The organism is Calidithermus terrae (assembly GCF_003574345.1).
GTDB lineage: Bacteria > Deinococcota > Deinococci > Deinococcales > Thermaceae > Calidithermus > Calidithermus chliarophilus.
The window spans coordinates 19,461-43,877 of sequence record NZ_QXDL01000007.1; the positions used below are offsets into that span (position 1 = coordinate 19,461).

24 protein-coding genes are annotated in these 24,417 nt (G+C 70.4%); 20 read left to right on the forward strand and 4 right to left on the reverse strand.

Translation table 11 applies throughout. The annotated features are described in order from the left end of the window. Positions 1-26: 26 nt before the first annotated feature. From trkA to Mterra_RS01745, 3 genes are read left to right on the forward strand one after another with little or no spacing between them, the layout of a single operon-like run. Positions 27-1,370, forward strand: coding sequence for a Trk system potassium transporter TrkA (trkA, locus tag Mterra_RS01735; protein WP_119313590.1), 1,344 nt, complete (start codon positions 27-29; stop codon positions 1,368-1,370). Beyond that, the gene (locus Mterra_RS01740; protein WP_119313591.1) at positions 1,345-2,826 is read left to right on the forward strand and encodes a TrkH family potassium uptake protein; all 1,482 of its coding nucleotides are present in this window, start codon (positions 1,345-1,347) and stop codon (positions 2,824-2,826) included. Before trkA ends, Mterra_RS01740 begins: the two co-directional genes overlap by 26 nt. Position 2,827: 1 nt before the next feature. Further along, the gene (locus tag Mterra_RS01745; protein ID WP_119313592.1) at positions 2,828-4,309 is read left to right on the forward strand and encodes a TrkH family potassium uptake protein; all 1,482 of its coding nucleotides are present in this window, start codon (positions 2,828-2,830) and stop codon (positions 4,307-4,309) included. Between the two features lie 199 nt (positions 4,310-4,508). Here the strand turns inward: Mterra_RS01745 and Mterra_RS01750 are convergent, their stop codons facing one another. Further along, positions 4,509-4,982, reverse strand: coding sequence for an S-ribosylhomocysteine lyase (locus Mterra_RS01750; RefSeq protein ID WP_119313593.1), 474 nt, complete (start codon positions 4,980-4,982; stop codon positions 4,509-4,511). Between the two features lie 266 nt (positions 4,983-5,248). Between Mterra_RS01750 and ahcY the strand changes: the two genes are divergently transcribed. From ahcY to Mterra_RS01770, 4 genes are all read left to right on the forward strand, one after another. After that, positions 5,249-6,514 (forward strand): adenosylhomocysteinase, encoded by a 1,266-nt coding sequence (gene ahcY / locus Mterra_RS01755; RefSeq protein WP_119313594.1) that lies wholly within the window; start codon positions 5,249-5,251, stop codon positions 6,512-6,514. Between the two features lie 233 nt (positions 6,515-6,747). After that, on the forward strand, positions 6,748-7,089 hold the full coding sequence (locus tag Mterra_RS01760; RefSeq protein WP_119313595.1) for a P-loop NTPase family protein: 342 nt from the start codon (positions 6,748-6,750) through the stop codon (positions 7,087-7,089). A 3-nt stretch (positions 7,090-7,092) separates the two neighbouring features. Beyond that, positions 7,093-7,350 (forward strand): glutaredoxin family protein, encoded by a 258-nt coding sequence (locus Mterra_RS01765; RefSeq protein ID WP_119313596.1) that lies wholly within the window; start codon positions 7,093-7,095, stop codon positions 7,348-7,350. Between the two features lie 53 nt (positions 7,351-7,403). Continuing rightward, the gene (locus tag Mterra_RS01770) at positions 7,404-8,288 is read left to right on the forward strand and encodes a DMT family transporter (protein ID WP_119313597.1); all 885 of its coding nucleotides are present in this window, start codon (positions 7,404-7,406) and stop codon (positions 8,286-8,288) included. A gap of 127 nt (positions 8,289-8,415) precedes the next feature. Here Mterra_RS01770 and Mterra_RS01775 read toward each other — a convergent pair whose 3' ends face one another. After that, positions 8,416-9,390 carry a hypothetical protein gene (locus Mterra_RS01775; protein WP_119313598.1) on the reverse strand — a complete coding sequence of 325 codons (975 nt, stop codon included), beginning with the start codon at positions 9,388-9,390 and terminating at the stop codon, positions 8,416-8,418. 119 nt (positions 9,391-9,509) lie between these two features. On the opposite strand from Mterra_RS01775, the gene Mterra_RS01780 reads away from it, so the two are divergent. From Mterra_RS01780 to Mterra_RS01795, 4 genes are all read left to right on the forward strand, one after another. Beyond that, the gene (locus Mterra_RS01780; protein ID WP_176582499.1) at positions 9,510-10,106 is read left to right on the forward strand and encodes a DUF3105 domain-containing protein; all 597 of its coding nucleotides are present in this window, start codon (positions 9,510-9,512) and stop codon (positions 10,104-10,106) included. 3 nt (positions 10,107-10,109) lie between these two features. After that, the gene (locus Mterra_RS01785) at positions 10,110-10,709 is read left to right on the forward strand and encodes a DUF305 domain-containing protein (protein WP_119313600.1); all 600 of its coding nucleotides are present in this window, start codon (positions 10,110-10,112) and stop codon (positions 10,707-10,709) included. A 102-nt stretch (positions 10,710-10,811) separates the two neighbouring features. After that, the gene (locus tag Mterra_RS01790; protein ID WP_119313612.1) at positions 10,812-11,477 is read left to right on the forward strand and encodes a response regulator transcription factor; all 666 of its coding nucleotides are present in this window, start codon (positions 10,812-10,814) and stop codon (positions 11,475-11,477) included. After that, positions 11,477-12,562 (forward strand): sensor histidine kinase, encoded by a 1,086-nt coding sequence (locus Mterra_RS01795; RefSeq protein ID WP_119313601.1) that lies wholly within the window; start codon positions 11,477-11,479, stop codon positions 12,560-12,562. Before Mterra_RS01790 ends, Mterra_RS01795 begins: the two co-directional genes overlap by 1 nt. A 35-nt stretch (positions 12,563-12,597) precedes the next feature. Here Mterra_RS01795 and Mterra_RS01800 read toward each other — a convergent pair whose 3' ends face one another. Then, positions 12,598-13,065: a DUF411 domain-containing protein gene (locus Mterra_RS01800; RefSeq protein ID WP_119313602.1), complete on the reverse strand. Its 468-nt coding sequence runs from the start codon at positions 13,063-13,065 to the stop codon at positions 12,598-12,600. Between the two features lie 206 nt (positions 13,066-13,271). Between Mterra_RS01800 and Mterra_RS01805 the strand changes: the two genes are divergently transcribed. The 8 genes from Mterra_RS01805 to sixA all read left to right on the forward strand — a co-directional run bounded on the left by Mterra_RS01805 (position 13,272) and on the right by sixA (position 20,171). Continuing rightward, complete coding sequence (locus Mterra_RS01805) at positions 13,272-13,520, forward strand: four-helix bundle copper-binding protein (protein WP_119313603.1); 249 nt, start codon at positions 13,272-13,274, stop codon at positions 13,518-13,520. Positions 13,521-13,553: 33 nt separating this feature from the next. Beyond that, positions 13,554-15,077: a multicopper oxidase family protein gene (locus Mterra_RS01810; RefSeq protein ID WP_119313604.1), complete on the forward strand. Its 1,524-nt coding sequence runs from the start codon at positions 13,554-13,556 to the stop codon at positions 15,075-15,077. 69 nt (positions 15,078-15,146) lie between these two features. Further along, positions 15,147-15,395 carry a hypothetical protein gene (locus Mterra_RS01815; protein WP_119313605.1) on the forward strand — a complete coding sequence of 83 codons (249 nt, stop codon included), beginning with the start codon at positions 15,147-15,149 and terminating at the stop codon, positions 15,393-15,395. 9 nt (positions 15,396-15,404) lie between these two features. Continuing rightward, the gene (locus Mterra_RS01820) at positions 15,405-15,584 is read left to right on the forward strand and encodes a hypothetical protein (protein WP_147372498.1); all 180 of its coding nucleotides are present in this window, start codon (positions 15,405-15,407) and stop codon (positions 15,582-15,584) included. 132 nt (positions 15,585-15,716) lie between these two features. Continuing rightward, positions 15,717-16,007, forward strand: coding sequence for a hypothetical protein (locus Mterra_RS01825; protein WP_119313607.1), 291 nt, complete (start codon positions 15,717-15,719; stop codon positions 16,005-16,007). Positions 16,008-16,240: 233 nt separating this feature from the next. Beyond that, entirely contained in the window at positions 16,241-17,245 is a 1,005-nt protein-coding gene (locus Mterra_RS22975) for a DUF305 domain-containing protein (protein WP_245971477.1), read from the forward strand. 363 nt (positions 17,246-17,608) lie between these two features. Further along, positions 17,609-19,462 carry a serine/threonine-protein kinase gene (locus tag Mterra_RS01840; protein WP_420836687.1) on the forward strand — a complete coding sequence of 618 codons (1,854 nt, stop codon included), beginning with the start codon at positions 17,609-17,611 and terminating at the stop codon, positions 19,460-19,462. Between the two features lie 241 nt (positions 19,463-19,703). Then, a complete protein-coding gene (gene sixA / locus Mterra_RS01845; protein ID WP_119313609.1) occupies positions 19,704-20,171 on the forward strand; it encodes a phosphohistidine phosphatase SixA in 468 nt (155 codons plus the stop codon). A 274-nt stretch (positions 20,172-20,445) separates the two neighbouring features. Here sixA and Mterra_RS01850 read toward each other — a convergent pair whose 3' ends face one another. Then, entirely contained in the window at positions 20,446-21,948 is a 1,503-nt protein-coding gene (locus Mterra_RS01850) for a Ppx/GppA phosphatase family protein (protein WP_119313610.1), read from the reverse strand. A 357-nt stretch (positions 21,949-22,305) separates the two neighbouring features. Between Mterra_RS01850 and Mterra_RS01855 the strand changes: the two genes are divergently transcribed. Then, positions 22,306-24,195 (forward strand): polyphosphate kinase, encoded by a 1,890-nt coding sequence (locus Mterra_RS01855; RefSeq protein WP_176582500.1) that lies wholly within the window; start codon positions 22,306-22,308, stop codon positions 24,193-24,195. Positions 24,196-24,417 lie beyond the last annotated feature (222 nt).

A 24,417-nucleotide genomic window follows, 5' to 3' on the forward strand; every position in this document is an offset into this window, starting at 1 on the left:
CCTTCGGCGCTCAGCGGAGCTGAGCTATGCACATCGTCATTGCTGGGGCAGGGGAGATCGGCGGCCAGATCGCCAAGGCCCTCCACACCGTCCACGACGTCGTCGTCATCGACCGCGAGGCCGAGACCCGCGAGAAGCTCGCGCAGCTCGACGTGCAGGTGCTGGTGGGCTCGGCCACCGACGTCGAGATCCTGCGCGAGGCCAAAGTGGACATGGCCGACGTCTTCGTGGCCGCGACCAACTGGGACGAGGTCAACCTGCTGGCCTGCATGCTCGCCAAGGGCTTGGGCGCGAAGGAGACGCTGTGCTTCGTGGGCAAGGCCAGCTACATGGACATCCTCAACGACCCCCGCGCCATCGAGATCCTGGGCACGCGCATCGACAAGGTGCTATGGCCGCAGCGCTCGCTGGCGAAGGAGATCGTCGAGGTGATCCAGGTGCCCGGCGCCGTCGACGCCGAGGTGGTGGCTAATGGCCGCCTGCACTTCGTGGAGTACCGCGTGCAGGAGGGCGGACCCTACGCCAAGAAGGAGATGGCCCTGCTCGACTGGCCGGATGGGGTGTTCATGGCGGGGGTGCTGCGGGGCGACCAGTTCGTGGCCTCCACCGACCCCGGCTTCGGGGCGCTGGTCCTGGAGCCCGAGGACCGGCTGTTCTTCATGACCACCCACTCCGGCTTCGACGCCATCCAGGCCTGCTTCGTCTCCAAGCGCAACCGCGGGGTGCGCCGGGTGATGGTGGTGGGCGGGGGCAACGTGGGCTACATGACCGCCAAGGAGCTGCTGGCGCGCCGCCTCGAGGTCACCATCATCGACCACAACACCGAGCGCTGCGCCTGGCTGGCCGAGAACCTGCCCGGGGCGTGGGTGCTCGAGGGCGACGGCACCAACCTCGAGCTGCTGGAGTCGGAGGGCCTCGACCGCGCCGACGTGCTGGTGGCGGTCACCGAGAACGACGAGAAGAACCTCCTGGTCTCGCTCATCGCCAAGCAGCAGGGCGTGCCCAAGGTGATCACCCGGGTCAACCGCGCCGAGAACCGCCGCCTGTTCGAGCACGTGGGCATCGACATCCCCATGACCCCCCGCCAGGCGGCCGTGCGCGAGGTGCTCGACTGGCTGCTGCCCGAGAACATCGACCACCTGGCCCTCATCGAGGACCGCGTCGAGCTGATGGAGCTCGAGCTCCCCCCCGACTTCCGCTCCAAGCTCGTCACCGAGCTCGACATCCCCGAGGGCTCGGTGGTGGTGGCCGTGGAGCGCGAGCGCAAGGTGTTCCTGCCGGACGGCAACCTCCGGGCCAACCCGGGCGACAAGATCCTCATCCTCTCGGCCCGCGAGGTCACGGATGCGGTCCTGGCGAAGGTCAGTTGAGGCCCCCCTCTCCCCGATCCCGGTGGCGACCTACGTCACGGGGACGGTTTTCCTGGGCCTGGGCGGCATCATGGGCCTGCTGGGCGTGGTGGACGGGCTCTACGGCGAGGACGTGCTGGGCTTTCTGCTGGGCTCGGCGCTGGGGATCGGCCTGGGGCTGCTCTTCCGCCGGCTAGGGAGCGCCCGCAACGAGCCCAGCCGCGCCGAGGCGCTGTTCACGGTGGCCGCGCTGTGGCTGCTGGTGCCGGTGCTGGGCGCGGTGCCGTTCTGGGTGTCGGGGGGGATGCACTACCTCGACGCGCTGTTCGAGGCCATGTCCGGCTTCACCACCACCGGCGCCACCGCCTTGGCCGACTTCGGCTCGTGGGGCTACGGGCTGTTCCTGTGGCGCAGCCTCATCCAGTGGCTGGGCGGCATGGGCATCCTGGTGCTGTTCATCGTGGTCTTGCCGCACCTGGCGGTGGCCGGGCGGCAGATGTTCTTCGCCGAGATCACCGGGGTGCAGAAGGAACAGCTCACCCCCAAGCTCCGCCAGACCGCCGAGGCCATCCTGCGGGTCTACCTCACCCTCACCTTCGTGACCCTCGCGGCCTACCTGCTGTGCGGGATGCCGGTGTTCGAGGCGGTCGCCAACACCCTCTCCACCGTGCCCGCCGGCGGCTTCAGCCCCAACCCCCAGAGTTTCGCCGCCTACAACCCCCTCATCCAGTGGGTGGGGACGGTGGTGATGTTCCTCACCGGGGTCAACCTGCTGCTGCAGTACCGGGTGCTCTTCGGGCGCGAGCCGCGCGCGCCGCTGCGCGACCCCGAGTTCCGCGCCTACGGCCTGATCGTGCTTTCGGCGGGCCTGGCGCTGGCCCTCACGCTTTACCTGCGCCACGACTACCCCCTCGAGCCCGCCTTGCGCCACGCCTACTTCCAGACCGTCTCGCTCGTCACCGGCACCGGCTTCGCCAGCGCCGACTTCGTGCAGTGGGTGGTGCCCGCGCAGGTCATCCTGGTGTCTTTGATGTTCGTGGGGGGCAGTGCCGGGAGCGTGGGCGGGAGCATCAAGGTCATCCGCTGGCTGGTGGTGGGGGCCATCGTGCGGCGCGAGTTCATGCGGGTGCTGCACCCCCAGGCGGTGCTGCCGCTGCGGGTGGGCAAGAAGAGCCTCACCGACGACGCCATGCGCTCGGTGGCGGCCTTCATCACCCTCTACGTGATGCTCTTCGGCTTCGGCACGGTGGTGCTGGGGGTGCTCGAGGAGGACTTCGTGGTGGCCTTCACCGCCTCGGCGGCGGCGGTCGGCAACATCGGGCCGGGGCTGGGGGCGGTGGGGCCGATGGCCCACTACGGCGAGCTGCACCCGCTGTCCAAGCTGGTCATGATCTTCCAGATGTGGGCCGGGCGCATCGAGCTGATCGCGGTTTTCTCGCTGTTTACCCCCGAACTCTGGCGCAGGCTGCGGAGCTGACATGCGAAAGATCACGCCGAGGCGGGAGAACCTCGACTTCGCCTTCTACTTCCTGGGGGTGGTCTACCTGGCGCTGGGGCTGGTGATGCTGGGGCTCGAGGTGTTGTCGCTGCTTCTGGGGGAAACGCCCTGGGGCTTTTTGGTGGGTTCGGTGCTGGGCATCGGGTTGGGGCTGCTTTTTCGCCGCCTGGGCGATGCCCGCAGCGAGCCCAGCCGCGCCGAGGCGTTGTTCTCCCTCGCCTTGATCTGGCTCCTGGTCCCGCTCTTAGGCGCGGTGCCGTTCTGGGTGTCGGGGGGGATGCACTACCTCGACGCGCTGTTCGAGGCCATGTCCGGCTTCACCACCACCGGCGCCACCGCCTTGGCCGACTTCGGCTCGTGGGGCTACGGGCTGTTCCTGTGGCGCAGCCTCATCCAGTGGTTCGGCGGGGTGGGCATCCTGGTGCTGCTGGCGTCGGTGCTCTCGCACCTGGCGATCGCCGGGCGGCAACTGTTCATGGCCGAGAGCACAGGGGTGCAGAAGGAGCCCTTCACGCCCCGCCTGCGGGTGGCCGCGCAGAGCGTGCTCAAGGTCTACGTCGTCCTCACCGTGGCCTGCGCCGTCTGCTACGCCCTGGCCGGGATGCCCCTTTTCGAGGCCGTCTGCAACGCGCTCACCACCCTCCCGGCAGCGGGCTTCAGCCCCAACCCCCAGAGCTTCGCCGCCTACAGCCCGCTGGCGCAGTGGTTCGGCACGCTGTTCATGTTCCTGGCGGGCACCAACTTCGTGCTGCAATACCAGCTATTCCTGCGACGCGAGCCCCTGCCCATCGTGCGCAACATCGAGTTCCGGGTCTACACCCTGGTGGTGCTGGTCTTCAGCCTGGGCCTGGCGGCCTTCTTGATGACCCATCATCAGGAGGACATGAACTATAGCTGGTCGGAGGCGCTGCGCCACGCCTTCTTCAACGTCACCTCGCTGATCACCACCACCGGCTACGCCAGCGCCGACTTCGCGCTGTGGGCCCCGGCGGCCCAGGCCATCCTGGTGCTGGCGATGTTCGTGGGCGGCTGCTCGGGCTCGGGGGCGGGCGGCGTCAAGGTGATCCGCTGGCTGGTGATCGGGGCCTTAGCCCGGCGCGAGCTGCTGCGCGCGCTCCAGCCCCAAGCCGTGCTGACCTTGAGGGTGGGTTCGAAGGTGCTCAGCGAGGACGTGATGCGCTCGGTCGCGGGCTTCATCACCCTCTACGTGGTGCTCTTCGGGGCCTCGACCGTAGCCCTGACGCTGCTCGAGAACGATTACGTGCTGGGCCTCACCGCCTCCGCCCAGGCCATCGGCAACGTGGGCCCGGGCCTGGGCGAGATCGGCCCGATGGGCTCCTTCGCCAACCTCCAGCCCTTCTCCAAGCTCATCCTCATCTTCGAGATGTGGGCCGGCCGCATCGAGCTGATCCCGGTGTTCTTGCTGCTGACGCCGGAGCTGTGGCGCAGGCTGCGGAGCTAGAAGAAGCGGGAAGCCGTCGGCCGTCAGCTATCAGCCATCAGCAGTGAGGAGGAGACCCGTGGGAACCCCCCCGTCCCTCCCTGCCGGCGTCGAGGGTTGAGGGCCAGCGCGTCTTGCGTCTTGCGTTTTGCGTACGGCGTAGGACGTAGGGCGTACGACCCGCGCTCAGCGCTCAGACATCGGCGCCCCACGCACGACGTTACGCGATCTCCACCGTCTCCTGCACGATCACCCCGCGCTCGAGCACCTGCTTCGCCAGTTCGCGGGCGGTGGCAAGGTCGTGGTCGCGCCAGTTGCCGCACTCGAGCTCCGAGACGCCGGGGATCTCCGCGCCGTGGGCCGCCACGTCCTGCAGGGTGCGCTCGAAGGCTTCCTTCACGCGCTCGGGGCCGATCTCGCCCAGGGCCACCATGTAGAAGCCGGTGCGGCAGCCCATCGGGGAGATGTCCACCACGCCCTCGAGGTGGCCGCGCATGTACCCGGCGAGCAGGTGCTCGAGGGTGTGGATGGCCCCCGTGGGCATGGCCCCCTGGTTGGGCTGCACGAAGCGCAGGTCGTACTTCTCGATGCGGTCGCCTTTGGGCGTGAGCTTGACCCCGGCCAGCCGCACGTAGGGCGCGCGCACCTTGGTGTGGTCGAGGCGGAAGGATTCGACGGTCACGTATTCCGACATAGCCAAGAGTGTAGGGCCTCGAGGGGGGGAGGGGGAACCTCGAGGTCACGTTTCTGGGTCGTACGCCCTACGCAAAACGCAAGACGCAAGACGCCGCCCTCGACCTACGGGCCACGGGCTGAGGGCCGATAGCTGACGGCGGGCAGCCTCGAGGACATGGCCTCGAGCGCTCGGCGTTCGGCATTGGGCACTCCTCGCTCGGTGCCCGGCGTCTGCTGACCCGGTACACTGGAGGCACCCCACATCGGGATGCCAAGGAGGAAACCGTGGCCGTCAAGGATTACGACATTCGGGATTTGGATTTGGCCGAAACCGGGCGGGGCCGCATCGACTGGGCCGCCCAGGAGATGCCCGTATTGCGGCAGATCGCCGAGCGCTTCGCGCGGGAGAAGCCGCTGGAGGGCGTGCGCGTTGCGGCCTGCCTGCACGTGACCACCGAGACCGCCAACCTGATGCGGGCGCTGAAGGCGGGCGGCGCCGAGGTGGCCCTGTGCGCCTCCAACCCGCTCTCGACCCAGGACGACGTGGCGGCTTCGCTCGTCGCCCACGACGGGATCCCGGTCTACGCCATCAAGGGCGAGGACACCAAGACCTACTACGCCCACCTCGAGGCCACCCTGGCCCACGAGCCCCACTTCACCATGGACGACGGCTGCGACCTGGTGAGCCTCATCCACAAGGAGCGCCGCGACCTGCTGCCGAACATCTTCGGCGGGACCGAGGAGACCACCACCGGCGTGATCCGGCTGCGGGCCATGGCCGCCGACAAGGTGCTGGCCTACCCGGTGGTCGCCGTCAACGACGCCCACACCAAGCACATGTTCGACAACCGCTACGGCACGGGCCAGAGCACCCTCGACGCCATCATCCGCGCCACCAACATCCTGCTCGCGGGCAAGACCGTGGTGGTGGCGGGCTACGGCTGGTGCGGCCGGGGCGTGGCCTCGAGGGCGCGCGGCATGGGGGCGCACGTCGTGGTGACCGAGGTCAACCCGCTCAAGGCCCTCGAGGCCACCATGGACGGCTACGGGGTCATGCCCATGCTCGAGGCTGCCCGCGTCGGCGACATCTTCATCACCGTCACCGGCAACATCAACGTGCTCGACGCGCAGCACTTCGCGGTGATGAAGGACGGGGCCATCATCTGCAACTCCGGCCACTTCAACGTCGAGATCAACATCCCCGCGCTCGAGACCGCCGCCCGCGAGAAGCGGGTGGGCCGCCCCTTCATCGAGCAGTACACCGTGGAGGGCGGCCGCAGCATCAACCTGCTGGCCGAAGGCCGCCTGGTCAACCTCGCCGCCGCCGAAGGCCACCCCAGCGCCGTGATGGACATGTCCTTCGCCAACCAGGCCCTCTCGCTCGAGCACATGCTCAAGCACAAAGGCCAGATGGAGGCGGGCGTCTACCCCGTCCCTGAGGCCATCGACCAGGAGATCGCACGGCTGAAGCTCGAGGCCATGGGCGTGCACATCGACAAGCTCACCCCAGAGCAGGAGCGCTACCTGGCCTCGTGGCAGGAGGGAACTTGATCGGCGGAAAGGGATAAGCCGTCAGCGGTCAGCTTGTGGCTCGCGGTTCACCCCACCCCTTCCCTCCCCGCCGGCGGGGAGGGTTTATCCCCCCCGGCCCCCCTTGCTAAGGGGGGTAAAGAGCGTTTTGCGTCTTGCGTTTTGCGTCTCGCGTACGACGTAGGACGTACGACGTACGACCCACGCCCGGCGTCCGGCCACCGGCCTCCACCCACGGTGTATCCTGAAACTCTATGCCCTTGCAGCGGGTCGTCGTCTTCGGCACCACCGGCAGCGGCAAGAGCACGCTGGCGCGGCGGCTCGGCGAGCGCCTGGGCCTGCCCCACCTCGAGACCGACGCCCTGCACTGGAACCCGGGGTGGGTGCCCACCCCTGAGCCGGAGTTCCGGGCGAAGGTCGGGAAAGCGACCGGGGGGCCCCGCTGGGTCACGGAGGGCAACTACAGCGCCATCCGCGACGTCCTGCTCTCCCGGGCCGACACGGCCATCTGGCTCGACTACCCCTTCCCGACGTCGCCGGGCGAGCTCGAGGCCTGGCTGCGGGAATCGGGGGCGCGGGCGGCGGCCTCGAGGTGAGTCATGGTCAAGGTGTACGGGCTGACCGGCTGCGGCCCCTGCGAGGTCGCCAAGCTCTTCCTCGCGCAGAAGGGGGTGGAGTTCGAGTTCGTGGACGTCGGCGAAAACGCCGCGGGCCTGCGCAAGGTCAGGGAGCTGGTGGGCGGGCTGAGCGCGGGGGTGGTGCTCGAGGTGGACGGCAAGAGCGAGGCCATCCTGGGGGTCTCGATCCCCCGGCTCGAGCGCTGGTACCGCGAGCACGTGGGGCCCGGGGCAGGCTGAAAGGCGCTTTCCTCACTGTGAGGGTGGCGCACCCGCCCGGTAGACTTGGAGCCGTGCGCCGCGAACACCTGCTGGGGCTGCTCTACCTCAACATCGCCACGCTGCTGTGGGGCACCACCTTCGTGGTGATCAAGCAGTCGCTGGAGTCGCTCAGCGCCTCCCAGATCACGCTGGCCCGCTTCGCGGTGGCGGCGCTGTGCTTCGTGCCCTTCGTGTTGCGGCTGGAGCGCAAGGTGTGGCTGGCGGGGCTGGAGCTGGGCTTTTACCTGTGGCTGGGCTACGCCACGCAGGCGGTGGGGCTGGAGCACACCACGGCGAGCCGCAGCGCCTTCATCACCACGCTCTACGTGGTGCTGTTGCCGGTCTTCCTCGGGCTCATCGGGCACAAGCTGCGCCTGCCGGTGTGGGCGGCGGCGCTGATGGCGATCGTGGGGGTGGGCCTGTTGTCCTACGACGGCTCGCCGCCCAACGTGGGCGACCTCTGGACGCTGGGCACCGCGCTGGCCTACACCTTCTACATCTGGCGCCTCGAGCACTTCGTCGCGGTGCGCAGCTACCCCACGCTGCCCATCACCGGCGTGCAGATGTTCGGCGTGGCCCTGCTCTCGGGGGTGTGGGTGGCCTGGGAGCGCCCGGCCTGGGACTGGGCCACCCTCCCCTACGCCGAGATGCTCTACCTGGGCCTCATCGCCACCGCCATCTGCGTCTGGCTTCAGGCCCTGGGGCAGCGCACCGTCCCGGCGCCCGAAGCCGCCATCGCCTTCACCCTCGAGCCCGTCTACGCCGCCGTCTTCGCCTACTTCCTGCTGGGCGAACGCCTGGGCGTGCAGGGGCTGGCGGGAGGGGCCTTGATCCTGGGCGCCACGCTGGTGAGCCAGCTTCCCCAACTGCTGCGTCCGAGACGGGGGCTGAATAGGAAGAGAGGGGAGCGGGTTTAGGGCTAAGAGCTCGTGCCCTGTGGCGAGACCCTCCCCCCACGAGGGAACGGAGCGGGTAGGGCCGGGTCTGAGACCCGGCCCTACGGCGTTTAGCGTTTAGCTATCGGCTATCGACCACCGAAACCCCCTACTCCACCGCCTCCCCGTTGAGCGTGACCGTGAACTGCCCGCATCCGGTGAACTCCAGCCGCAGCGTGTCCTGCTCGCCGCTGGGGCGGGTGTAGACCCACTCCTTGGCGCCGGCGTCGTAGTTGAGCAGGCGGCTGGGGCTGGCGCAGTCGGCGCGGTTGTAGTGCAGGGTGGGGTCGGTGTACCAGACGAGGTTGCGGGTCTTGCCGCCGCGCACCCAGGTGAGGCTGCCGGGGTTGTCCTGGGCGACGGTGATGGTGCCCTTGGCCCAGGGGGTGTCGGGGAGCTCGGGGGCGTAGGTCTTCTCGACCTCGAACTCGGCGCTGCCGGTGTAGGTGTTGGCGCCCTTGGTGACGCTGACGGCCTGGCTGTAGTCCTTGGCGATGGCGTAGAGGCTGGCGTCGCGCTTGTCGAGGGTGAGGCTGCCGTCGAAGGTGTGGTCGATGACGGTGCCGTCGTCGCGGGTGAGCACGGTGCGGAAGCCGGTGAAGCCGGCGCTGTAGCCGCTCAGGGGCAGGGCGTCGTCGGTGTCGCTGAGGGTCACGCTGCCCTCGGTGGTGTAGCCGGTCCCGTTGGCGCGGGTCCCAGCGCAGTCGAAGGCGACGGTGACGTTGGCGGGCACGCCGTCGTCGTCGGCGTCGGCGTAGTCGGTGGGGCTCACCGTCACGCTGCACTCGCCCGAGCCGGCGGGGGGCAGGTAGGCGCCGGCAGCGTTGAGCAGGTGGACGAGGCGGCGGGGCAGGCGGTAGCCGATGGCGTTGCGCGCCCCCTCACCGAGGGCCGCCGCCTGCAGGCTCGAGCCCCCGCGGGCGTCGGCCAGCAGGCCGCCGTCGAGGGCGAGGTCGCCGGCCGCGGCCTCGGAGAGGGCCTGGGCGTCTTGTCCGCTGAGGCCCGGGCTCGAGCCCGGGTTCTGGGTCCCGCATGCGGCCAGCAGCAGGGTGAGGGCCAAACCGGTGAGATACTTGGCTTTCATCGCTCTTACCTCCGGCTCTAAGCATGCTCACGGAGCCTTAAGCCGGCACCGGGTCCGAGCTGAAGTCAACCTGAAATCCCAATTGCCCTCACCCCGGATGCGGTAGCTTGATGGGGTCTATGGGAAAGAGCGCACGGAAACAGGCCTTGAAGTACTCGTCCAAGCCCAAGCCCAGCCCCTGGCCCTGGGTCATCGGCGGCGCCCTCGTGCTGGCGGTGGCGGCCTGGGGCTTCCTGCGCTGGCAGGGCCAGCAGGGAGTGCCCAGCCTCGAGAGCCTCATCGAGGAGGGCAAGCCGGCCCTCACGCAGGTGCAAAACCACCCGGACTACGGGCGCAGCCACGCCAACATCGGCGCCTCGCTGAGCTACGCCACCGACCCGCCCACCTCGGGGACGCACTGGTACAACTGGAGCGAGCCGGGCTTCTACACCCGCGGCGAGCCCCGGGAAAAGCTGGTGCACGCGCTCGAGCACGGCAACGTCGTGATCTACTACGACCAGCCCTCGGAGGAAGTGCTCAAGACCCTGCGGGCCTGGGCCGGCCGCTACCGGGGCCAGTGGGACGGGCTGGTGGTGGTGCCCAAGGCCGGGCTGGGCCAGACCGTCGAGCTCACCGCCTGGACCAAGCTGCTGCGGCTGGAGCGCTGGGACGCCGCCGCGGCGGCCGCCTTCATCGACGCCTACCGGGGCCGGGGCCCGGAGAACCCGGTGCGCTAGGCCATGACGGCTCCCCGGCCCATCCCCCGCCGCCCCCTCGCCGTGCTGCTGGCCCTGGCGCTGCTGGCCTTGGGCGTCTGGGCCGCGTACGCCGGGCGCAGTGGCCCGGAGGCGGCCTTCGCGCGGCACATGATCCCCCACCACGCCCAGGCCGTCGAGATGGCCCGGCTGCTCGAGGCCCGCACCTCCGACCCCAACCTCCAGACCCTCGCCCGCGACATCTACCTCACCCAGGAGGCCCAGATCGGCCAGATGCGGGCTTGGCTGCCGCCGTGGGAGCGCCCTTTCAGCCGCTCGGCCCGCTTCGACCCGGCCGTGCTGGCGGCGATGGGCATGGCCCGCGAGGCCGAGGTCGCCGACCTGGCCTCGAAGAGGGGCCGGGAAGCCGAGGTGCGCTTCCTCCAGCTCATGATCCGCCACCACCAGGGCGCCGTCCCCATGATCACCCAGGCCCTGCCGGAGGTGCAGCGCGAGCTGCCGCGCAACCTCCTGCTGGCGATGGCTAAGAGCCAGACCCTCGAGATCGCCCTCATGGAACAACTCCTGGCCGAGCGCGGAGGGGTGCCGCTGCCGCCCCCGCCCTCGTCCGGGCATCGGCATTAGGGGACGTCGAACGTCTTACGTCGTACGCCGGACGCAAGGCGCACGTCCTACGTCGTGCGCCTTGGCCCTCGACCCCACGTCGTGCGTAAGCTGGGGGTGAAGATGGCTCGAGTGCTGCTGGTCGATGACGACCCTTCCATCCACGAGGTGCTGGGGGCCTACCTGCGCCAGGAGGGGCACGAGGTGGTGGAGGCGCGCGACGGCGCCGAGGCGTTGGCCCGGCTGGGCGCGGCCGACGTGCTGATCCTCGACCTCATGCTGCCGAAGGTGGGGGGCCTCGAGGTGGCCCGGGAGGTGCGGCGGGACTACCCCGACCTCCCCGTCCTGATGCTCACCGCCAAGGGCGAGGAGGAGGAGCGCATCGAGGGCCTCGATCTCGGCGCCGACGACTACGTGACCAAGCCCTTCAGCCCGCGCGAGGTGGTGGCGCGGGTGCGGGCCCTGCTGCGCCGGCGCGGCCTGCGCGACGAGCTCGCCTTCGGCGCCCTCACCCTCAAGCCCGCTGAGCGCGTGGCGCTGCTGAACGGGGCCCCCCTGCCCCTGTCGCGGCTGGAGTTCGACCTGCTGCTCACCCTGGCGCAGCACCCCGGGCTGGTGTGGAGCCGGGCGCGGCTGCTCGAGCGGGTGTGGGGCGGCGACTTCCCCGGCATCGACCGCGTGGTGGACGTGCACATCGCGGGCCTGCGCAAGAAGCTGGGCGAGGACGGCGACAACCCCCGCTACATCGAGACGGTGCGCGGGGTGGGCTACCGCTTCCGGGAGGAATGATGTTCGCGCGGCTGTTCCTGACCCACCTGCTGGCGGCGCTGGTGGCGGTGGTGGCGCTGCTGGGCTTCGCGGAGTGGCTGGCCCCGCGCTTCTACCAGAGCCACATCGAGCGGATGGTGGCGGCCATCGGCCCGCAGGGCCACGAGCTGCACGCCGACCTCGAGCGCGGCCTGCGCTCGACCCTCACCGCCGCCTGGCTGGCCTCGCTGCCGCTGGCCGGGCTGCTGGCGGCGGGCACGGCCTGGGTGGTCTCGAGGCGGGTGAGCCGGAGCGTGCGGCTGCTGGCCCACGGCAGCCGCAGCATCGCGCAGGGGCACTACCACGACCGCCTGCCGGTGCGCGGCCGCGACGAGCTGGCCTCGCTCGCCCAGGACTTCAACCGCATGGCCGAGGCGCTGGAGAAGGTCGAGCAGAGCCGCGTCGAGCTCATCGGCTCCGTCGCCCACGAGCTGCGCACGCCCCTGGCCGGGCTGCAGGGCTACGCCGAGGCCCTGGCCGACGGGGTGCTGCCGCCCGAGCAGGCCGCCCACCGCATCGCGCACGAGGTGCGGGCCATGCGCCGCCTGGTCGAGGATTTGTCGCTGGTCTCGAGGGTCGAGGCGGGGGCGGTGGAGATCCGCCCGCAGGCGCTCGACCCCGCCGAGGCGCTCGAGCAGGCCCTCGAGCGCTTCGAGCTGGTGTTTGCTGAACAGGGGGTGGCCCTGCGGCTCGAGCCCTCCGGGCCGCTGCCGGCGGTGTGGGCCGACCTCGAGCGCCTGCAGCAAGTACTCTCCAACCTGCTCGCCAACGCCCTGCGCCACACCCCGTCCGGCGGGGAGGTGGCGCTGAAGGCCGAGCCGGCGCGGGGCGGGGTGCGCTTCAGCGTGCGCGACACCGGCCCGGGCATCCCGCTCGAGCACCGGGCGCGGGTCTTCGAGCGCTTCTACCGCGTGGACTCGGCCCGCAGCCGCCAGGACGGCGGGAGCGGGGTGGGCCTGACGGTCGCGCGGGGCCTGGTCGAGGCCATGGGGGGGACGATGGGCCTGGAGAGCGAGGTCGGGCGCGGCAGCACCTTCTGGTTCACGCTGCCGCTGGCCCGGGGCTGAACCTTGCCGCGCTCACAGCCCTACTCTGGGGCTACCTAGAGCGTCACGAAGGGCTCGAGCCGCCCCTTGACGAGGGCCAGCACCCGGTAGGGCTCGGTCTTGGGGCCGGGCATCCCTGGCGTGCCCGAGGGCATGCCCGGCAGGGCGATGCCGTCGATCCTGGGCCGCTCGCGCAGGAGCTTCTGGAGGGCGGCCAGCGGGACGTGCCCCTCCACCGTGTAGCCCCCGACGCGCATGGTGTGGCAGCTCTGGGCCTGGGGCGGGATCCTGTAGCGGCGCTTGAGGGGGCTGAGGTCGTCCTGCAGCACCACTTTTACCTTGACACCCTGCGCCTGGAGGAACTTCACGTACTCCCCGCAGCAGCCGCAGGTGGGCGACTTGTAGAGGGTGGCCTCGAGGCCCTTCAGGGCACTCCCCTGCTGCGCCAGGGCTCCGCCGGCCAGGCCCAGGGCGAGGGCGCCGAGCATCCTCAGCGCTCGTCTTCGGTCGGGTTGATGGGTCATAAGCCTCCTCTGCGGTAGAGGCTACCGCGGGCGTGTTAAGCGTTTGTAAACCCGGTGGCTTCGGCCGGCACTCACGGCACCTCCAGGCATGGGGACTAAAGTTGAACCTCCTCCGACCCGCCGGCTCGAGCTTTAACTCTGCCGCTCATCGCCCGGAATTGCCTGCAGGATTAAGGCCGAAAGACCGAATTTCAGGAGGTCCAGCCATGCGGCACGGCCGCCAGCGCCACGCCCACGGCACCACCGGCATGAGCCCCGCCATGCAGGCTTGCGCCGAGGCCTGCGGGGAGTGTCACGACGTCTGCCTCACCGCCGTTCAACACTGCCTGCAGCACGGCGGCCAGCGCGTCGAGCCCACCCACATGACCGTTATAACGGATTGTGTCCAGATTTGTGAGGCGGCGATGGACTTCATGCTGCGGGGCTCGCGGGGGTTACCCTTTGCACGGGCTTAACACTCCGCGCGCAGGCTAAGGCCAGGAGGCGTTATGAACCGACGCGAACTGCTGAAGTACGGAGCCCTGGGCCTGGTGGGGGGCTACGGGCTCTCGAGGCTTCCCGCCCTTGCCCAGCCATCCTTTCCCCAGCCCCGCGCGCTCGAGGTGCTCCGGGCCGATGGCGTGGTGGAGGCTCAGATCACCGCCCGGCAGAGCAACCTGACCCTGAGCGGCAGGCCCGCCCGGCTGATGACCTACGGCGGCTTCCCCGGCCCCACCCTGCGCTTACGCGAGGGCGAGACGGTGCGGCTGAACTTCACCAACAACCTCCCCGAGGCCACCAACCTGCACCTGCACGGCCTGCACGTGCCCGCCAGCGTGGACGACCCGCTGGCCTTAGTCCAGCCCGGCGAGAGCCGCCTTTACGAGTTCACGGTCCCCAGGGGCTCGGCGGGGACCTACTGGTACCACCCCCACGTCCACGGCCGGGTGGCCCCACAGCTCTACGCGGGGCTGGCGGGCCTGCTGGTGGTGGAGGGGCCGCTCGACGCCCTGCCCGAGTTGAAGGGGGCCGAGGAGCACGTCCTGGTGCTCAAGGATTGGGCTTTCTCCGGCGACCGTATCCCGGCCTGGACACCCATGGACTGGATGAACGGCCGGGAGGGCAACCTGCTCACCGTCAACGCCGCCGTGCGCCCGACCCTGCGTGCTCAGAAAGCCACCCTGCGCCTGCGGCTCTTGAACGCCAGCAACGCCCGCTACTACCGGCTGGCGCTGGAAAACCATCCCTTGTACCTCATCGCCACCGACGGCGGCCTCCTCGAGAAGCCCGTCGAGCTCTCCGAGCTCCTGCTGGCCCCCGGCGAGCGGGCCGAGGTGCTCGTGCGCCTGAGCCGGCCCGGCAACCACCGGCTGCAGGCCCTCCCCTACGACCGCGGCGCGATGATGACGCACGGCGGCACGAACGGCATGATGGGCGACCAAGGCATGGGCCAGGGGATGGGCCAGGGGATGGGCCAAGGGATGGGGATGATGGACCACGGCGGCATGGGGGGCATGGGCGACACGGGGATGATGGGCCCCATGCCCGTCATGGGGCCCACCCGCCTCGAGACCCTGCTCACCGTCGTGGCCCCGGCCAGCCCCAAGCCCCTGCCCCTGCCCGCCTCGCTGGCCCCCGTCGAACGCCTCGAGCCCGCCCGGGCCGCCGCCACCCGCCGCCTGGTGCTGGGCGAGCGCATGGCGCAGGCCGAGTTCTTCATCAACGACCGGATGTTCGACCCCGGCCGGGTGGACATCCGGGCCAAGCTGGGGACGCTCGAGGTCTGGGAGCTCGTCAACAAGACCGACATGGACCACCCCTTCCACCTGCACACCTACCCCTTCCAGGTGCTCTCGCGGGGCGGCAAGCCGGCGCCCTACCGGGCCTGGAAGGACACCGTGAACCTGCGCAAGGACGAGACCGTGCGGATCGCGGTGCCCCTGCGCGACTTCGGCGGGGTCACGGTCTACCACTGCCACCTTGTCGAGCACGAGGACCGGGGGATGATGGGGGTGCTCGAGGTCCGGCCTTAGCCCAAGGTGGGAGCGAAGCGCCGTATGTGGGAGGGTTGCTGGTCTGAAACCAGGGTGTAGTGTAGCTTTATGGGAACCCAATCGCTAACTCTGGGCCAGTACGTCGCCAGCCTCAAGACCGGCAAGGACAAGGTGCGCGACCGCCCGGCCTTCCTCGAGCGCTGCGCGCGCAAGTACCAGACCCCCAGCCTCGCCGGCTTCCCGATGGTGGGGCTGGGCGGCAGTTGCGGCAAGCCCGCCTTCCTCCTGCCCTTCGTCGTCCGCTTCGACCTGGACAAGGTGCTGGCGCTCGAGGCGTGGTTTCGCCGAACGAAGTGAGGGGTGGCCGTGGCCGAGCGCTTCGGCACGTACGTGGAGTACGGGGCCTACCCCCACCTCAAGCTGCCCGACGACACCGAGATCGCCGCCGTGCAGGACTGGACCAACGCCACGCTGGTCTTCCTGCGGCCCTCCTACGAGGGGAAAGAAGCGCTGATCGAGGCCGTCGCCCAAGCCCTTAAGCCCTAGCCCGGGGGCCGCGCGGCCCGGGCCGCGGCCTCGAGCGGGCTCCCCCCGCCGGCCTCCGGTTGACTTTTGGCGTGGGCGGGTCTAAGGTTGGGCATGTCCCACCCCACCTGGGGTGGGATAGGAGGAAGGGTCATGAACGTTCGGACGGGGTCGTTGGCCGCGAAATTCTGGGTCGCCGGGGGCGGGCTAGCCCTCCTCCTGGCCGTGGCCCACCTGTTTAATGACGCCCTCTCGAGCATGCTGATGGGCCTCACGGTGGGCCTGGCGGGCCTGCTCTACGTGGGCGTGGGGCGCCTGCAAGAGGTCGTCGGGATGGCCCCGGCGATGGCCCTGAGCTACCTCGCCCTGCTGCCCGCCGCCTTGCTGGCCCGCGCGGCGGTGGACGGCCGCCGGGCGGGGCCGGGCGGAGCGAAGACCCCGTAGGGGGTACGGGGTACGCCGAAGGCGGCAACCCACCGCGGCGCTCACCCGGACGGACCGGGGTGCGACGGCCTCGAGCGGCAGATCACCCGGCGGGAGGACGTTCAGCAGGTCCGCCTCGCCCGGACCCGGGGCACAGCCCACCTCGGCTACGGGCCCGTAGCGGCGCTTTACACGGGCTTAACACAAGCCCCCCACCATCTTGCACGGAGGTAGGAGAGATGATTCGAAGGATCGTGGCACTCACACTCGCGCTCGGCCTGGCCCTGGCCCAGACCGACCACTCGCAGCACGGCGGCATGCCGATGAAGAGCATGGGGGCGCTCGAGCGCCTCTCCGGCAAGGACTTCGACATCGCCTACATGTCGATGATGATCGACCACCACAAGGGCGCGGTGGAGATGGCCCAGGCCATCCTCAAGGTCTCGAAGGACGCCCGCGTGCGTAAGGCGGCCCAGGACATCGTCGCCGTGCAGAACAAGGAGATCGGCCAGCTCACCGCCTGGCTCAAGGGCTGGTACGGCGTGGCCCCCTCCCGGATGTACATGGACATGATGCGCGGCGACATGAAGGCCATGATGGACGCCGCCATGGCCGGCATGAAGGGCAAGAGCCCCGACCGGGCCTTCCTCGAGGGCATGATCCCCCACCACCAGGACGCCATCGACATGTCCGAGCTCGCCCTGAAGAAGGCCAACAAGCCCGAGCTCAAGAAGTTCGCCCGGGAGGTCATCGCCGTGCAGAGCCGCGAGATCGGGCAGTACCGGGAGTGGCTCAAGACCCTGGCCGCGGCGCCCTCGCCCTACGTCGCCCAGCTCGAGAGCCCGGTGCGCGGGCTCAGCGCCCAGGAGGTCGAGGACCTGCTCGCCGGGCGCGGCGCGGGCTATGCCCGGACGGCCGAGCTCAACGGCCACCCGGGCCCGGCGCACGTGCTGGAGTTCAAGGAGCAACTGGGGCTCAGCCCCCAGCAGGTCGCCGAGATCGGCCGCATCCGCGAGCGCATGGCGCAGGGGGCCAAGGCGCTGGGCGCGCGCATCGTGGCCGAAGAGAAGGCCCTCAGCGAGGCCTTCGCCGGCGGGAAGATCACCCCCGAGGCGTTGCAGGAGCGCCTCCTCGCCCTGGGCGCGCTGTACGCCGAGCTTAGGATGGTCCACCTGAAGGCCCACCTCGAGGTCACCCTGCTCCTCAGCCGGCAGCAGATCCTGCGCTACAACCAGTTGAGGGGCTACGGCGCCAGCTAATCCTAGGCCGTCCCCCAACCTCCCCCACCCCACCTGGGGTGGAACTAGCTTTGCCCGGTACAGGGTCTGGGCTGGTCCCGTGCCCCTCCCCCGGGGGTGGCCGGAGGCAAACGATGGTCACGGGGCTCAAGGTCGAAGGCATGAGCTGCGGCCACCGCAAGATGGGCGTCGAGAAGGCCCTCGAGGGCGTTCTACGTCGTATGTAGAGCGCCCAAGGCCGAACGCCGAACGCGAGACGCGAGACGCCGGTCGTACGTCCTACGTCGTACGCCTTGGCCCTATGCCCTCGACCCTCGGCGAACCACTAGCCGCGAACTTCCCGCCCTTCGCTGACGGCTGAAAGCCCCGCACTCACCGCTACCCATGGGATATATTGCCCCTGTGAAGCTGGCGGGGCGTTACAAGCTCGAGGCCCCCCTGGGGGAGGGGGGGATGGCGGAGGTGTGGAGGGCCACCGACGAGCGGGTGGGGCGGCAGGTGGCGGTGAAGATGCTGCACGCCTACGTGCACCCCGCCGAGCGGCAGCGCTTCTTCCAGGAGGCCAAGGCGCTTTCCAAGCTGGCCCACCCGGGCGTGGTGCAGGTCTACGACCTGGGGCAGGAGGAGGGCCGCACCTTCTTCGTGATGGAGCTGGTGCAGGGGGGCACCTTCGACCTGTTGGGGCCCTTCGAGGACGGGCTCGAGGGGCTGCGGCTGCTCGAGACCGCCGAGCGCGTGCTCGAGGCCCTCGCCCACCTGCACGAGCGGGGGGTGATCCACCGCGACCTCACCCCGCGCAACATCCTGCTCACCGCCGAGGGCCACCCCAAGGTGATGGACTTCGGCCTCGCCTACCTCATCCAGGAGAGCCGCCACCTCACCCGCACCGGCTACACCCTGGGCACCCCGCAGTACATGGCCCCCGAGCAGGCCAAGGGGCTGCCGCTGAGCCCCAAGGCCGACCTCTACAGCTTCGGCGCGGTGCTCTACCGCACCCTCAGCGGCAAGCCGCCCTTCGAGGGCGAGAACGACCAGTCGGTGCTGTACCAGCACGTCTACGAGAACCCCAAGCCGCTGCTCGAGGCCAACCCGGCCGTGCCCCCCGCCGTCTCGGGGCTCACCCAGGGCCTGCTGCACAAGGAGGCGGGCTCCCGCCCCTCGGCGGCGGCGGCGGCGCACACGCTGGGGGAGCTGCTGCGCGACTACCGCGAGCACCTCAGCGCCACGCCCCGGGGCGGCAACAGCCGCAGCGGCTGCTACCCGGGCGGCCCGGCGGAGCCGGCGCGGCTCGAGATCGCCGGGACCTGTGACCTGGGCGGCGAGGTGGCCTGGCCGGGCGAACTGGTGGCCTGGGAGGGGCGGCTGTGGGTGGGCTCCGGGCGCGGGGTCGCCCGCTTCGAACTGGCCGACGAGCGCGTGCAGCGCTTCCCTTTGGGCGACGAGGTGAGCGCCCCCCCGGCCTTCGGCAACGGGCGGCTCTACGCCGGGGCCTGGGACGGCAAGCTGAGCGCCCTCGAGCTCTCCGGCCGCGTGGCCTGGACCTTCCCCACCCGCGCCGAGATCACCGCCGCCCCCCTGCTGCTGGGCGAGCGGATCTACCTGGCCGGCCGCGACGGCTTCTTGCACTGCATCGACGAGAAGGGCAGCCTGGTGTGGGCCTTCCAGGCCGGGGGGCACCTCTCGGCCTCGCCCACCCTCTACCGCGGGCTGCTCTTCGCCGCCGCCGAGGACGGCTGGCTCTACGCCCTCGACCCCCTCAGCGGCCACCTGCGCTACAAGGTCGAGACCGGCCCGGTCCACGCCAGCCTGGCCGCCGGTCACGGGGTGCTGCTGATCCCCACCTGGGCCGGCGAGGTCCACGCCTTCGACCCCTTAGCCCGCGAGGTGCTGTGGAGCTTCGAGCTCGAGGGCGAGATCTGGGGCCCACCCGCCCTCGACGCCCAGCGGGCCTACCTCAGCAGTTGGGGCGGCAGGCTCATCGCCGTGGACCTCAAAAGCGGCGACGAACGCTGGAGCTACCCCGCCGGCAAGATCACCGGCGGCCTCTCGCTGGCCGGGCGCCACGTCTTCGCCGCCACCGAAGAGGGCCGGGTGCTCGCCCTCGAGGCCGCCACCGGCCGCCTCGTCTTCGAGGTCAGCGGCCTGGGCCCCGTACAAGCCCCTCCCCTCCCCTACCGGCGCTCACTGTTCGTGGCGAACCTGGCGGGGAAGCTGTACCGGTTCACAGAGAACTGGTGAGAGCAGAGCAGGCAGCTATCAGCCGTCAGCCCGTGGTTGCCCCGCCCCGTCCCTCACCCGCGGGCGGGGAGGGTTTATCCCCCCGGCCCCCCTTGTTAAGGGGGGTAAACAAAGGGCGTCTGGCGTTTGGCGTCTGGCGTTTGGCGTCTGGCGTACGGCGCAGGACGTACGACGTAGGACCGCGTTCAGCTATCGGCCATCAGCTATTGGCTATCGACCCTCGACCACCGACAATCGGACCATGAACCTCTTCCTGGTGCGCCACGCCATCGCCGCCGACGCGCTGCCCGGCCAGGACGACGACGCCCGGCCCCTCACGCCCGAGGGTGTCGAGCGCTTCGGGCGCATGGTCAGGGCCCTGGAAAAGCTGGGCGTCGGCTTCGACCGTATCTACTTCAGCCCCAAGCTGCGGGCGGTGCAGACCGCCGACCTGCTGATGCCGCTGCTCGAGGGCGAGGCCGAGGGGACGCCCTACCTGGCCGAGCCGCCCTCGAGCGCCCTGCTCGAGCAACTGCGGGGCGAGTCGGTGGCGCTGGTGGGGCACGAGCCGTGGATGGGTGAGCTGTGCGCGTGGCTGCTGACGGGCGGGCGGCGGGGGGAGCGCTTCCCCTTCAAGAAGGGCGGCGTGGCCCACCTCGAGGGCCGCCCCGAGCCCGGCGGGATGCGCCTGCTGGCCTTCTTGCCCCCGGCCATCGGGAGGAAATTGTGATCGCACCAGAGCGCTGGCTCGAGCCCCTGCGCCGGGGCCTGCTCGTCGCCTGCGAGAGCTCGGACACTGGAGCCGATAGCCGGGCGCTGGGCGCGGGTCGTACTGCGCGTCCTACGTCGTACGTCGTACGCAAAACGCCTGGTTCCCCCCTTAGCAAGGGGGGCTAGGGGGGGATAAACCCTCCCCGCGCGCGGGTGAGGGACGGGGTGGGGCAACCACGGGCCACGGGCTACGAGCCTTTAGCTGACGGCTGATGGCTGACCGCTAAGGGCTCTCAACGCACCCACTCCACCACCAGTTCCCGCCCGAAAGCCTGCTTGAAGAGCTTTCCCTGCTTGCTGGCCTCGGCGATCTCGACCCAGGGCTCGCTATCGGCGCGTAGGCCCAGGCGCACGTGGCGGTCGTCGAGGGTCACCTCGAGCGCCTCCACCCGGCCCGCGCGGGAGCGCTCGAGGTATTCGCTCAGGCGCAGCATGGCGGCCAGGCGCAGCAGGCGGCGGGGGTCGCCGTCCTCGAGCACGCCCTTGTAGGCCCCCACCTTGGGCTCGCCCTTGCGGTGGTAGCGCACCAGCAGGCCCAGCAGCACCTGCTCGCGGTGGGTCAGGCCGGGGATGGCGGCCCCCATGACCAGGTACTCGCCGTGCTTGTGGTGGTCGTAGTAGGCCACGCTCATGCCGATGTCGTGGAGGATGGCGGCCTCGTCGAGGAGGCGCTCGTCCTCGGGGCCGTAGCCGTGGAGGGGCGCCAGGGCGCGGAAGAGCTGGCGGCAGAGGTGGCGCACCCGCGCGGTGTGGGCGAAGTCCTGGGGGTGGCGGGCGAAGAGGTTGCGCACGCTGAAGCCGCGCACGTCGCTCAGAAGGTGGGGGGCGGGCAGGAATTCCTCGTAGAACACCCCCTCGCGCACCCCCTGCCCCGAGACCCACAGCCCCCTGAGCCCGCCCTCGCGCAGCACCGTGCGGTAGACCAGCCCCCCGGCGGCGATGATGTCGGCGCGGTCGCTCTGCAGGCCCTCGAGGTCGCGCCGCTCGGGCAGCGGCATCTTCAAAAGGCGCTCCAACGCCTCCTCCAGGGCGTTCCGCTCGAGCCAGTAGCCGTGCACCAGGTCCAGCGGGTAGCCCTGCTGCTTCTGCACGAGCTTAGCCAGGTTGCGGATGGTGCCGCCCATCGCCACCAGCGGCAGCGGCTCCTCGCGCACCCGCGCCAGCACCTCGCGCATCTCCTTCTTCACGAAGCGCTCGAGCTCCTCGAGCTCGCCCTTCCTGGGCGGGTCGGACTTCAGGAACATCTCGGTCAGCCGCACCGCCCCCAGCGGGTAGGCCCGCCCGAAGCTGTAGCGGCGCTGCGCCATGCGCGAGAGCTGCGCGCTGCCCCCGCCCAGGTCCATCACCCACGCGTCCTCGAGGGCGAAGCTGTTGGCGACGGCCATCACCCCGTAACGCGCCTCGTCCTCGCCGGAGAGGATGCGGATGTTGAGCCCGAGCTCGCGCACCCGGCGCAGGAATTCGGGCCCGTTCTCGGCGTCGCGGGCGGCGCTGGTGGCGACCACGCGCACCTCCTCGAGCTCGGTGGCCGCGGCGAAGTCGGCGTAGAGCTTGAGCGCCGAGAAAGCCCGCTCCATGCCCCCGGCGGTCAGGCGGTTGCCGCTGGCGAGCCCCTCACCCAGCCGCACCGGCTCACGGATCTCGTCGACGAGCCGGAAGTGCTTGCCGGGCTCGAAGAGGTAGACCACCAGCCGGCTGGTGCCTGAGCCCAGGTCCACGATGCCGATGCGCTGCATAGGCCAAATCATAAGCAAAACGCCGGACGCCGATGGCCGGACGCGGGGCGCGGGTCGTACGGCGTACGTCCTACGTCGTACGTCGTACGCAAAACGCCAAACGCAAGACGCAAGACGCCTGGTTCCCCCTTGGCAAGGGGGGTTAGGGGGGATGCCCCGCCCGGCCGGCAAGATGCTTTCCCCACACGCCACGTTCCGCCCTCCGCCGACGGCGGAGGGCTTATCGCTTACAAGCTACGAGCCACAGGCCATACAGGCTGACGGGTTGCCTTTGGGTACACTCGAGGCAGCGTGGGCAAGCGTAAGGGTAAGGACGGCTTACAGTCTCCTGACAAAGGGGCGAAAGACTCCGGGGCGATGAAGCGCGGGGGGAAGGACCGCCTCGAGATCCGGGGGGTGCAGGTCAGCCAGGAGGCCTCCTGGCTCGCCTTCAACCGCCGGGTGCTGCTTCAGACCCTGCGGCCCGACTTCCCGCTGCTCGAGCGGCTGCGCTTCCTGGGCATCTGGGCCAGCAACATGGACGAGTTCTTCGCCGCGCGGCTCTCGCGGGCCTTCCTCCAGGAGCGCGGCTCGGCGCGCTACGTGGCCCTGATGGAGGAGGCCCGCGACCAGGCCGACGAGGCCAGCCGCCTCTACCGCGAGTTCCTGCGCGAGCTGGCGGGGCTGGGCATCCACGTGCTCGAGCCCGCCCAGCTCACCAAGGCCGAGCAGCAGTACTTCGGGGCCTACCTGGCCGAGGAGGTGGCCCCCCTCACCGACCTGATCCGGCCCGAGGCCATGGCCGACCTGGCCCCCCAGGCGCTGTACTTCGCCGCCGGGAACGGCCTGATGCACCACCTCATCCGCCTGCCCGAAAGCCTGCCCCGCCTGCTGCCCATCCCTGGGCGCGAGGGGAGCTACGTGCGGCTGGGGGCGCTCGTGCGCATGCGCTCCGACCTCTTCGTGCCCGGCAAGAGCCAGCTCTACGAGTTCCGCCTGATCCGCCTCGCCGAGCTCGCCCGCTCCCGCGCCGACTGGGACGAGTTGCCCGAGGCCCTGGAGGCCCGGCTGGACGGGCGGGTGAGCCACCTCGAGCTCGAGGACGACTTCCCCCCGCTCTGGGCCGAGACCCTGCGGGTGGCGCTGGAGCTCGAGCCCCACGAGGTCTTCCGGCTGCCCCCGCCCCTCGACCTGCGCTTCGTGAGCACGGCGGCGGAGGACGGCCCCGCGAGCGCCCGCTTCGCCCCCGCCAAGCCCGAGCGCGCCAAGGGCTTCCTCAAGGACCCCTGGGGCTACCTCGACCGGCGCGACCTGGTGCTCTACCACCCCTTCGAGGACTACGGCCAGGTCGAGGCCTTCGCGCTGGCCGCCGCCCAGGACCCCAAGGTCGAGGCCATCCGCGCCACCCTCTACCGCATCGGCGCGCGCAACGGCATCGCCGAGGCCCTGATCCAGGCCGCCCGCGCCGGCAAGGACGTGGCGGTGCTGCTGGAGGGCCGCGCCCGCTTCGACGAGCTCGCCAACCTCGAGTGGAGCCTGCGCTTCCAGGGCGCCGGGGTGCGGGTGCTCCCCCTGCCCGCCAAGAAGGTCCACGCTAAGGCCCTCTACGTGCGGCGCCACGGCCAGGCCTACGCCCACCTGGGCACCGGCAACTACAACCCCGTCAACGGGCGGCTCTACACCGACCTCTCCCTCTTCACCGCCGAGCCGCGCATCACCCACGACGTCGCCGCCTTCTTCGAGGCGCTCGAGCACCGGCAAGCCCCCGCACCCGCCGTGATCCGCACCGCCCAGGGCATCCGCGAGGCGCTGCTGGAGGCCATCGCGGGCGAGGCCCACAAGAAGGGCGAGATCATCCTCAAGTTCAACCACCTCACCGACCCCGCCATCCTGCTCGCGCTCGAGGAAGCCCTGCGCCAGGGCGCCAAGCTGCACCTCATCGTGCGCTCGACCCTCACCGCGCTGTGGCGCGAGGCCCAGGCCCGCAGCCTGGTGGGCCGCTACCTCGAGCACGCCCGCGTCGCCGCCTTCAAAAACAAGGGCAAGTGGCGCGTCTGGGCCGGCAGCGCCGACCTCATGCCCCGCAACCTCGACCGCCGCTACGAGCTCTTCTTCCCCATCCTCAACAGCCGCGCCAAGGGCAAGGTGCTCGAGCTGCTCCGGGCCCAGCTCCGCGACGACCGCAACGCCTTCATCCTCACACCCGAGGGCCAGGAGCCGCGCTGGGGCGGCAAGCACGACGGGCAGAGGATGGCTAATAGCCGGTAGCTGAACGCCGGGCGAGGGTCGTACGGCGTACGTCGTACGTCCTACGTCGTACGCAAAACGCTAAACGCTAAACGCAAGACGCAAGACGCCCCATCGGGGTTAATCGTCCACTGGGGTTGTGCCCGCCCCCCAGGCCAACTACAGCCCCACTTCCCCGTGGACGGGCGCTCGGTGGTCGCTGCCGTGCCCCGGCCGGGGTGTGCGGCCCGCGCGGGAGGGGGT

Bases quoted from the DNA above. Each gene is read 5' to 3' on its own strand.
- trkA (WP_119313590.1), top strand. From the start codon at position 27: ATGCACATCGTCATTGCTGGGGCAGGGGAGATCGGCGGCCAGATCGCC.
- Mterra_RS01740 (WP_119313591.1), top strand. From the start codon at position 1,345: ATGCGGTCCTGGCGAAGGTCAGTTGAGGCCCCCCTCTCCCCGATCCCG.
- Mterra_RS01745 (WP_119313592.1), top strand. From the start codon at position 2,828: ATGCGAAAGATCACGCCGAGGCGGGAGAACCTCGACTTCGCCTTCTAC.
- Mterra_RS01750 (WP_119313593.1), bottom strand. From the start codon at position 4,982: ATGTCGGAATACGTGACCGTCGAATCCTTCCGCCTCGACCACACCAAG.
- Mterra_RS01760 (WP_119313595.1), top strand. From the start codon at position 6,748: ATGCCCTTGCAGCGGGTCGTCGTCTTCGGCACCACCGGCAGCGGCAAG.
- Mterra_RS01765 (WP_119313596.1), top strand. From the start codon at position 7,093: ATGGTCAAGGTGTACGGGCTGACCGGCTGCGGCCCCTGCGAGGTCGCC.
- Mterra_RS01775 (WP_119313598.1), bottom strand. From the start codon at position 9,390: ATGAAAGCCAAGTATCTCACCGGTTTGGCCCTCACCCTGCTGCTGGCC.
- Mterra_RS01780 (WP_176582499.1), top strand. From the start codon at position 9,510: ATGGGAAAGAGCGCACGGAAACAGGCCTTGAAGTACTCGTCCAAGCCC.
- Mterra_RS01785 (WP_119313600.1), top strand. From the start codon at position 10,110: ATGACGGCTCCCCGGCCCATCCCCCGCCGCCCCCTCGCCGTGCTGCTG.
- Mterra_RS01790 (WP_119313612.1), top strand. From the start codon at position 10,812: ATGGCTCGAGTGCTGCTGGTCGATGACGACCCTTCCATCCACGAGGTG.
- Mterra_RS01795 (WP_119313601.1), top strand. From the start codon at position 11,477: ATGTTCGCGCGGCTGTTCCTGACCCACCTGCTGGCGGCGCTGGTGGCG.
- Mterra_RS01800 (WP_119313602.1), bottom strand. From the start codon at position 13,065: ATGACCCATCAACCCGACCGAAGACGAGCGCTGAGGATGCTCGGCGCC.
- Mterra_RS01805 (WP_119313603.1), top strand. From the start codon at position 13,272: ATGCGGCACGGCCGCCAGCGCCACGCCCACGGCACCACCGGCATGAGC.
- Mterra_RS01810 (WP_119313604.1), top strand. From the start codon at position 13,554: ATGAACCGACGCGAACTGCTGAAGTACGGAGCCCTGGGCCTGGTGGGG.
- Mterra_RS01815 (WP_119313605.1), top strand. From the start codon at position 15,147: ATGGGAACCCAATCGCTAACTCTGGGCCAGTACGTCGCCAGCCTCAAG.
- Mterra_RS01825 (WP_119313607.1), top strand. From the start codon at position 15,717: ATGAACGTTCGGACGGGGTCGTTGGCCGCGAAATTCTGGGTCGCCGGG.
- Mterra_RS01840 (WP_420836687.1), top strand. From the start codon at position 17,609: ATGGGATATATTGCCCCTGTGAAGCTGGCGGGGCGTTACAAGCTCGAG.
- sixA (WP_119313609.1), top strand. From the start codon at position 19,704: ATGAACCTCTTCCTGGTGCGCCACGCCATCGCCGCCGACGCGCTGCCC.
- Mterra_RS01850 (WP_119313610.1), bottom strand. From the start codon at position 21,948: ATGCAGCGCATCGGCATCGTGGACCTGGGCTCAGGCACCAGCCGGCTG.
- Mterra_RS01855 (WP_176582500.1), top strand. From the start codon at position 22,306: ATGAAGCGCGGGGGGAAGGACCGCCTCGAGATCCGGGGGGTGCAGGTC.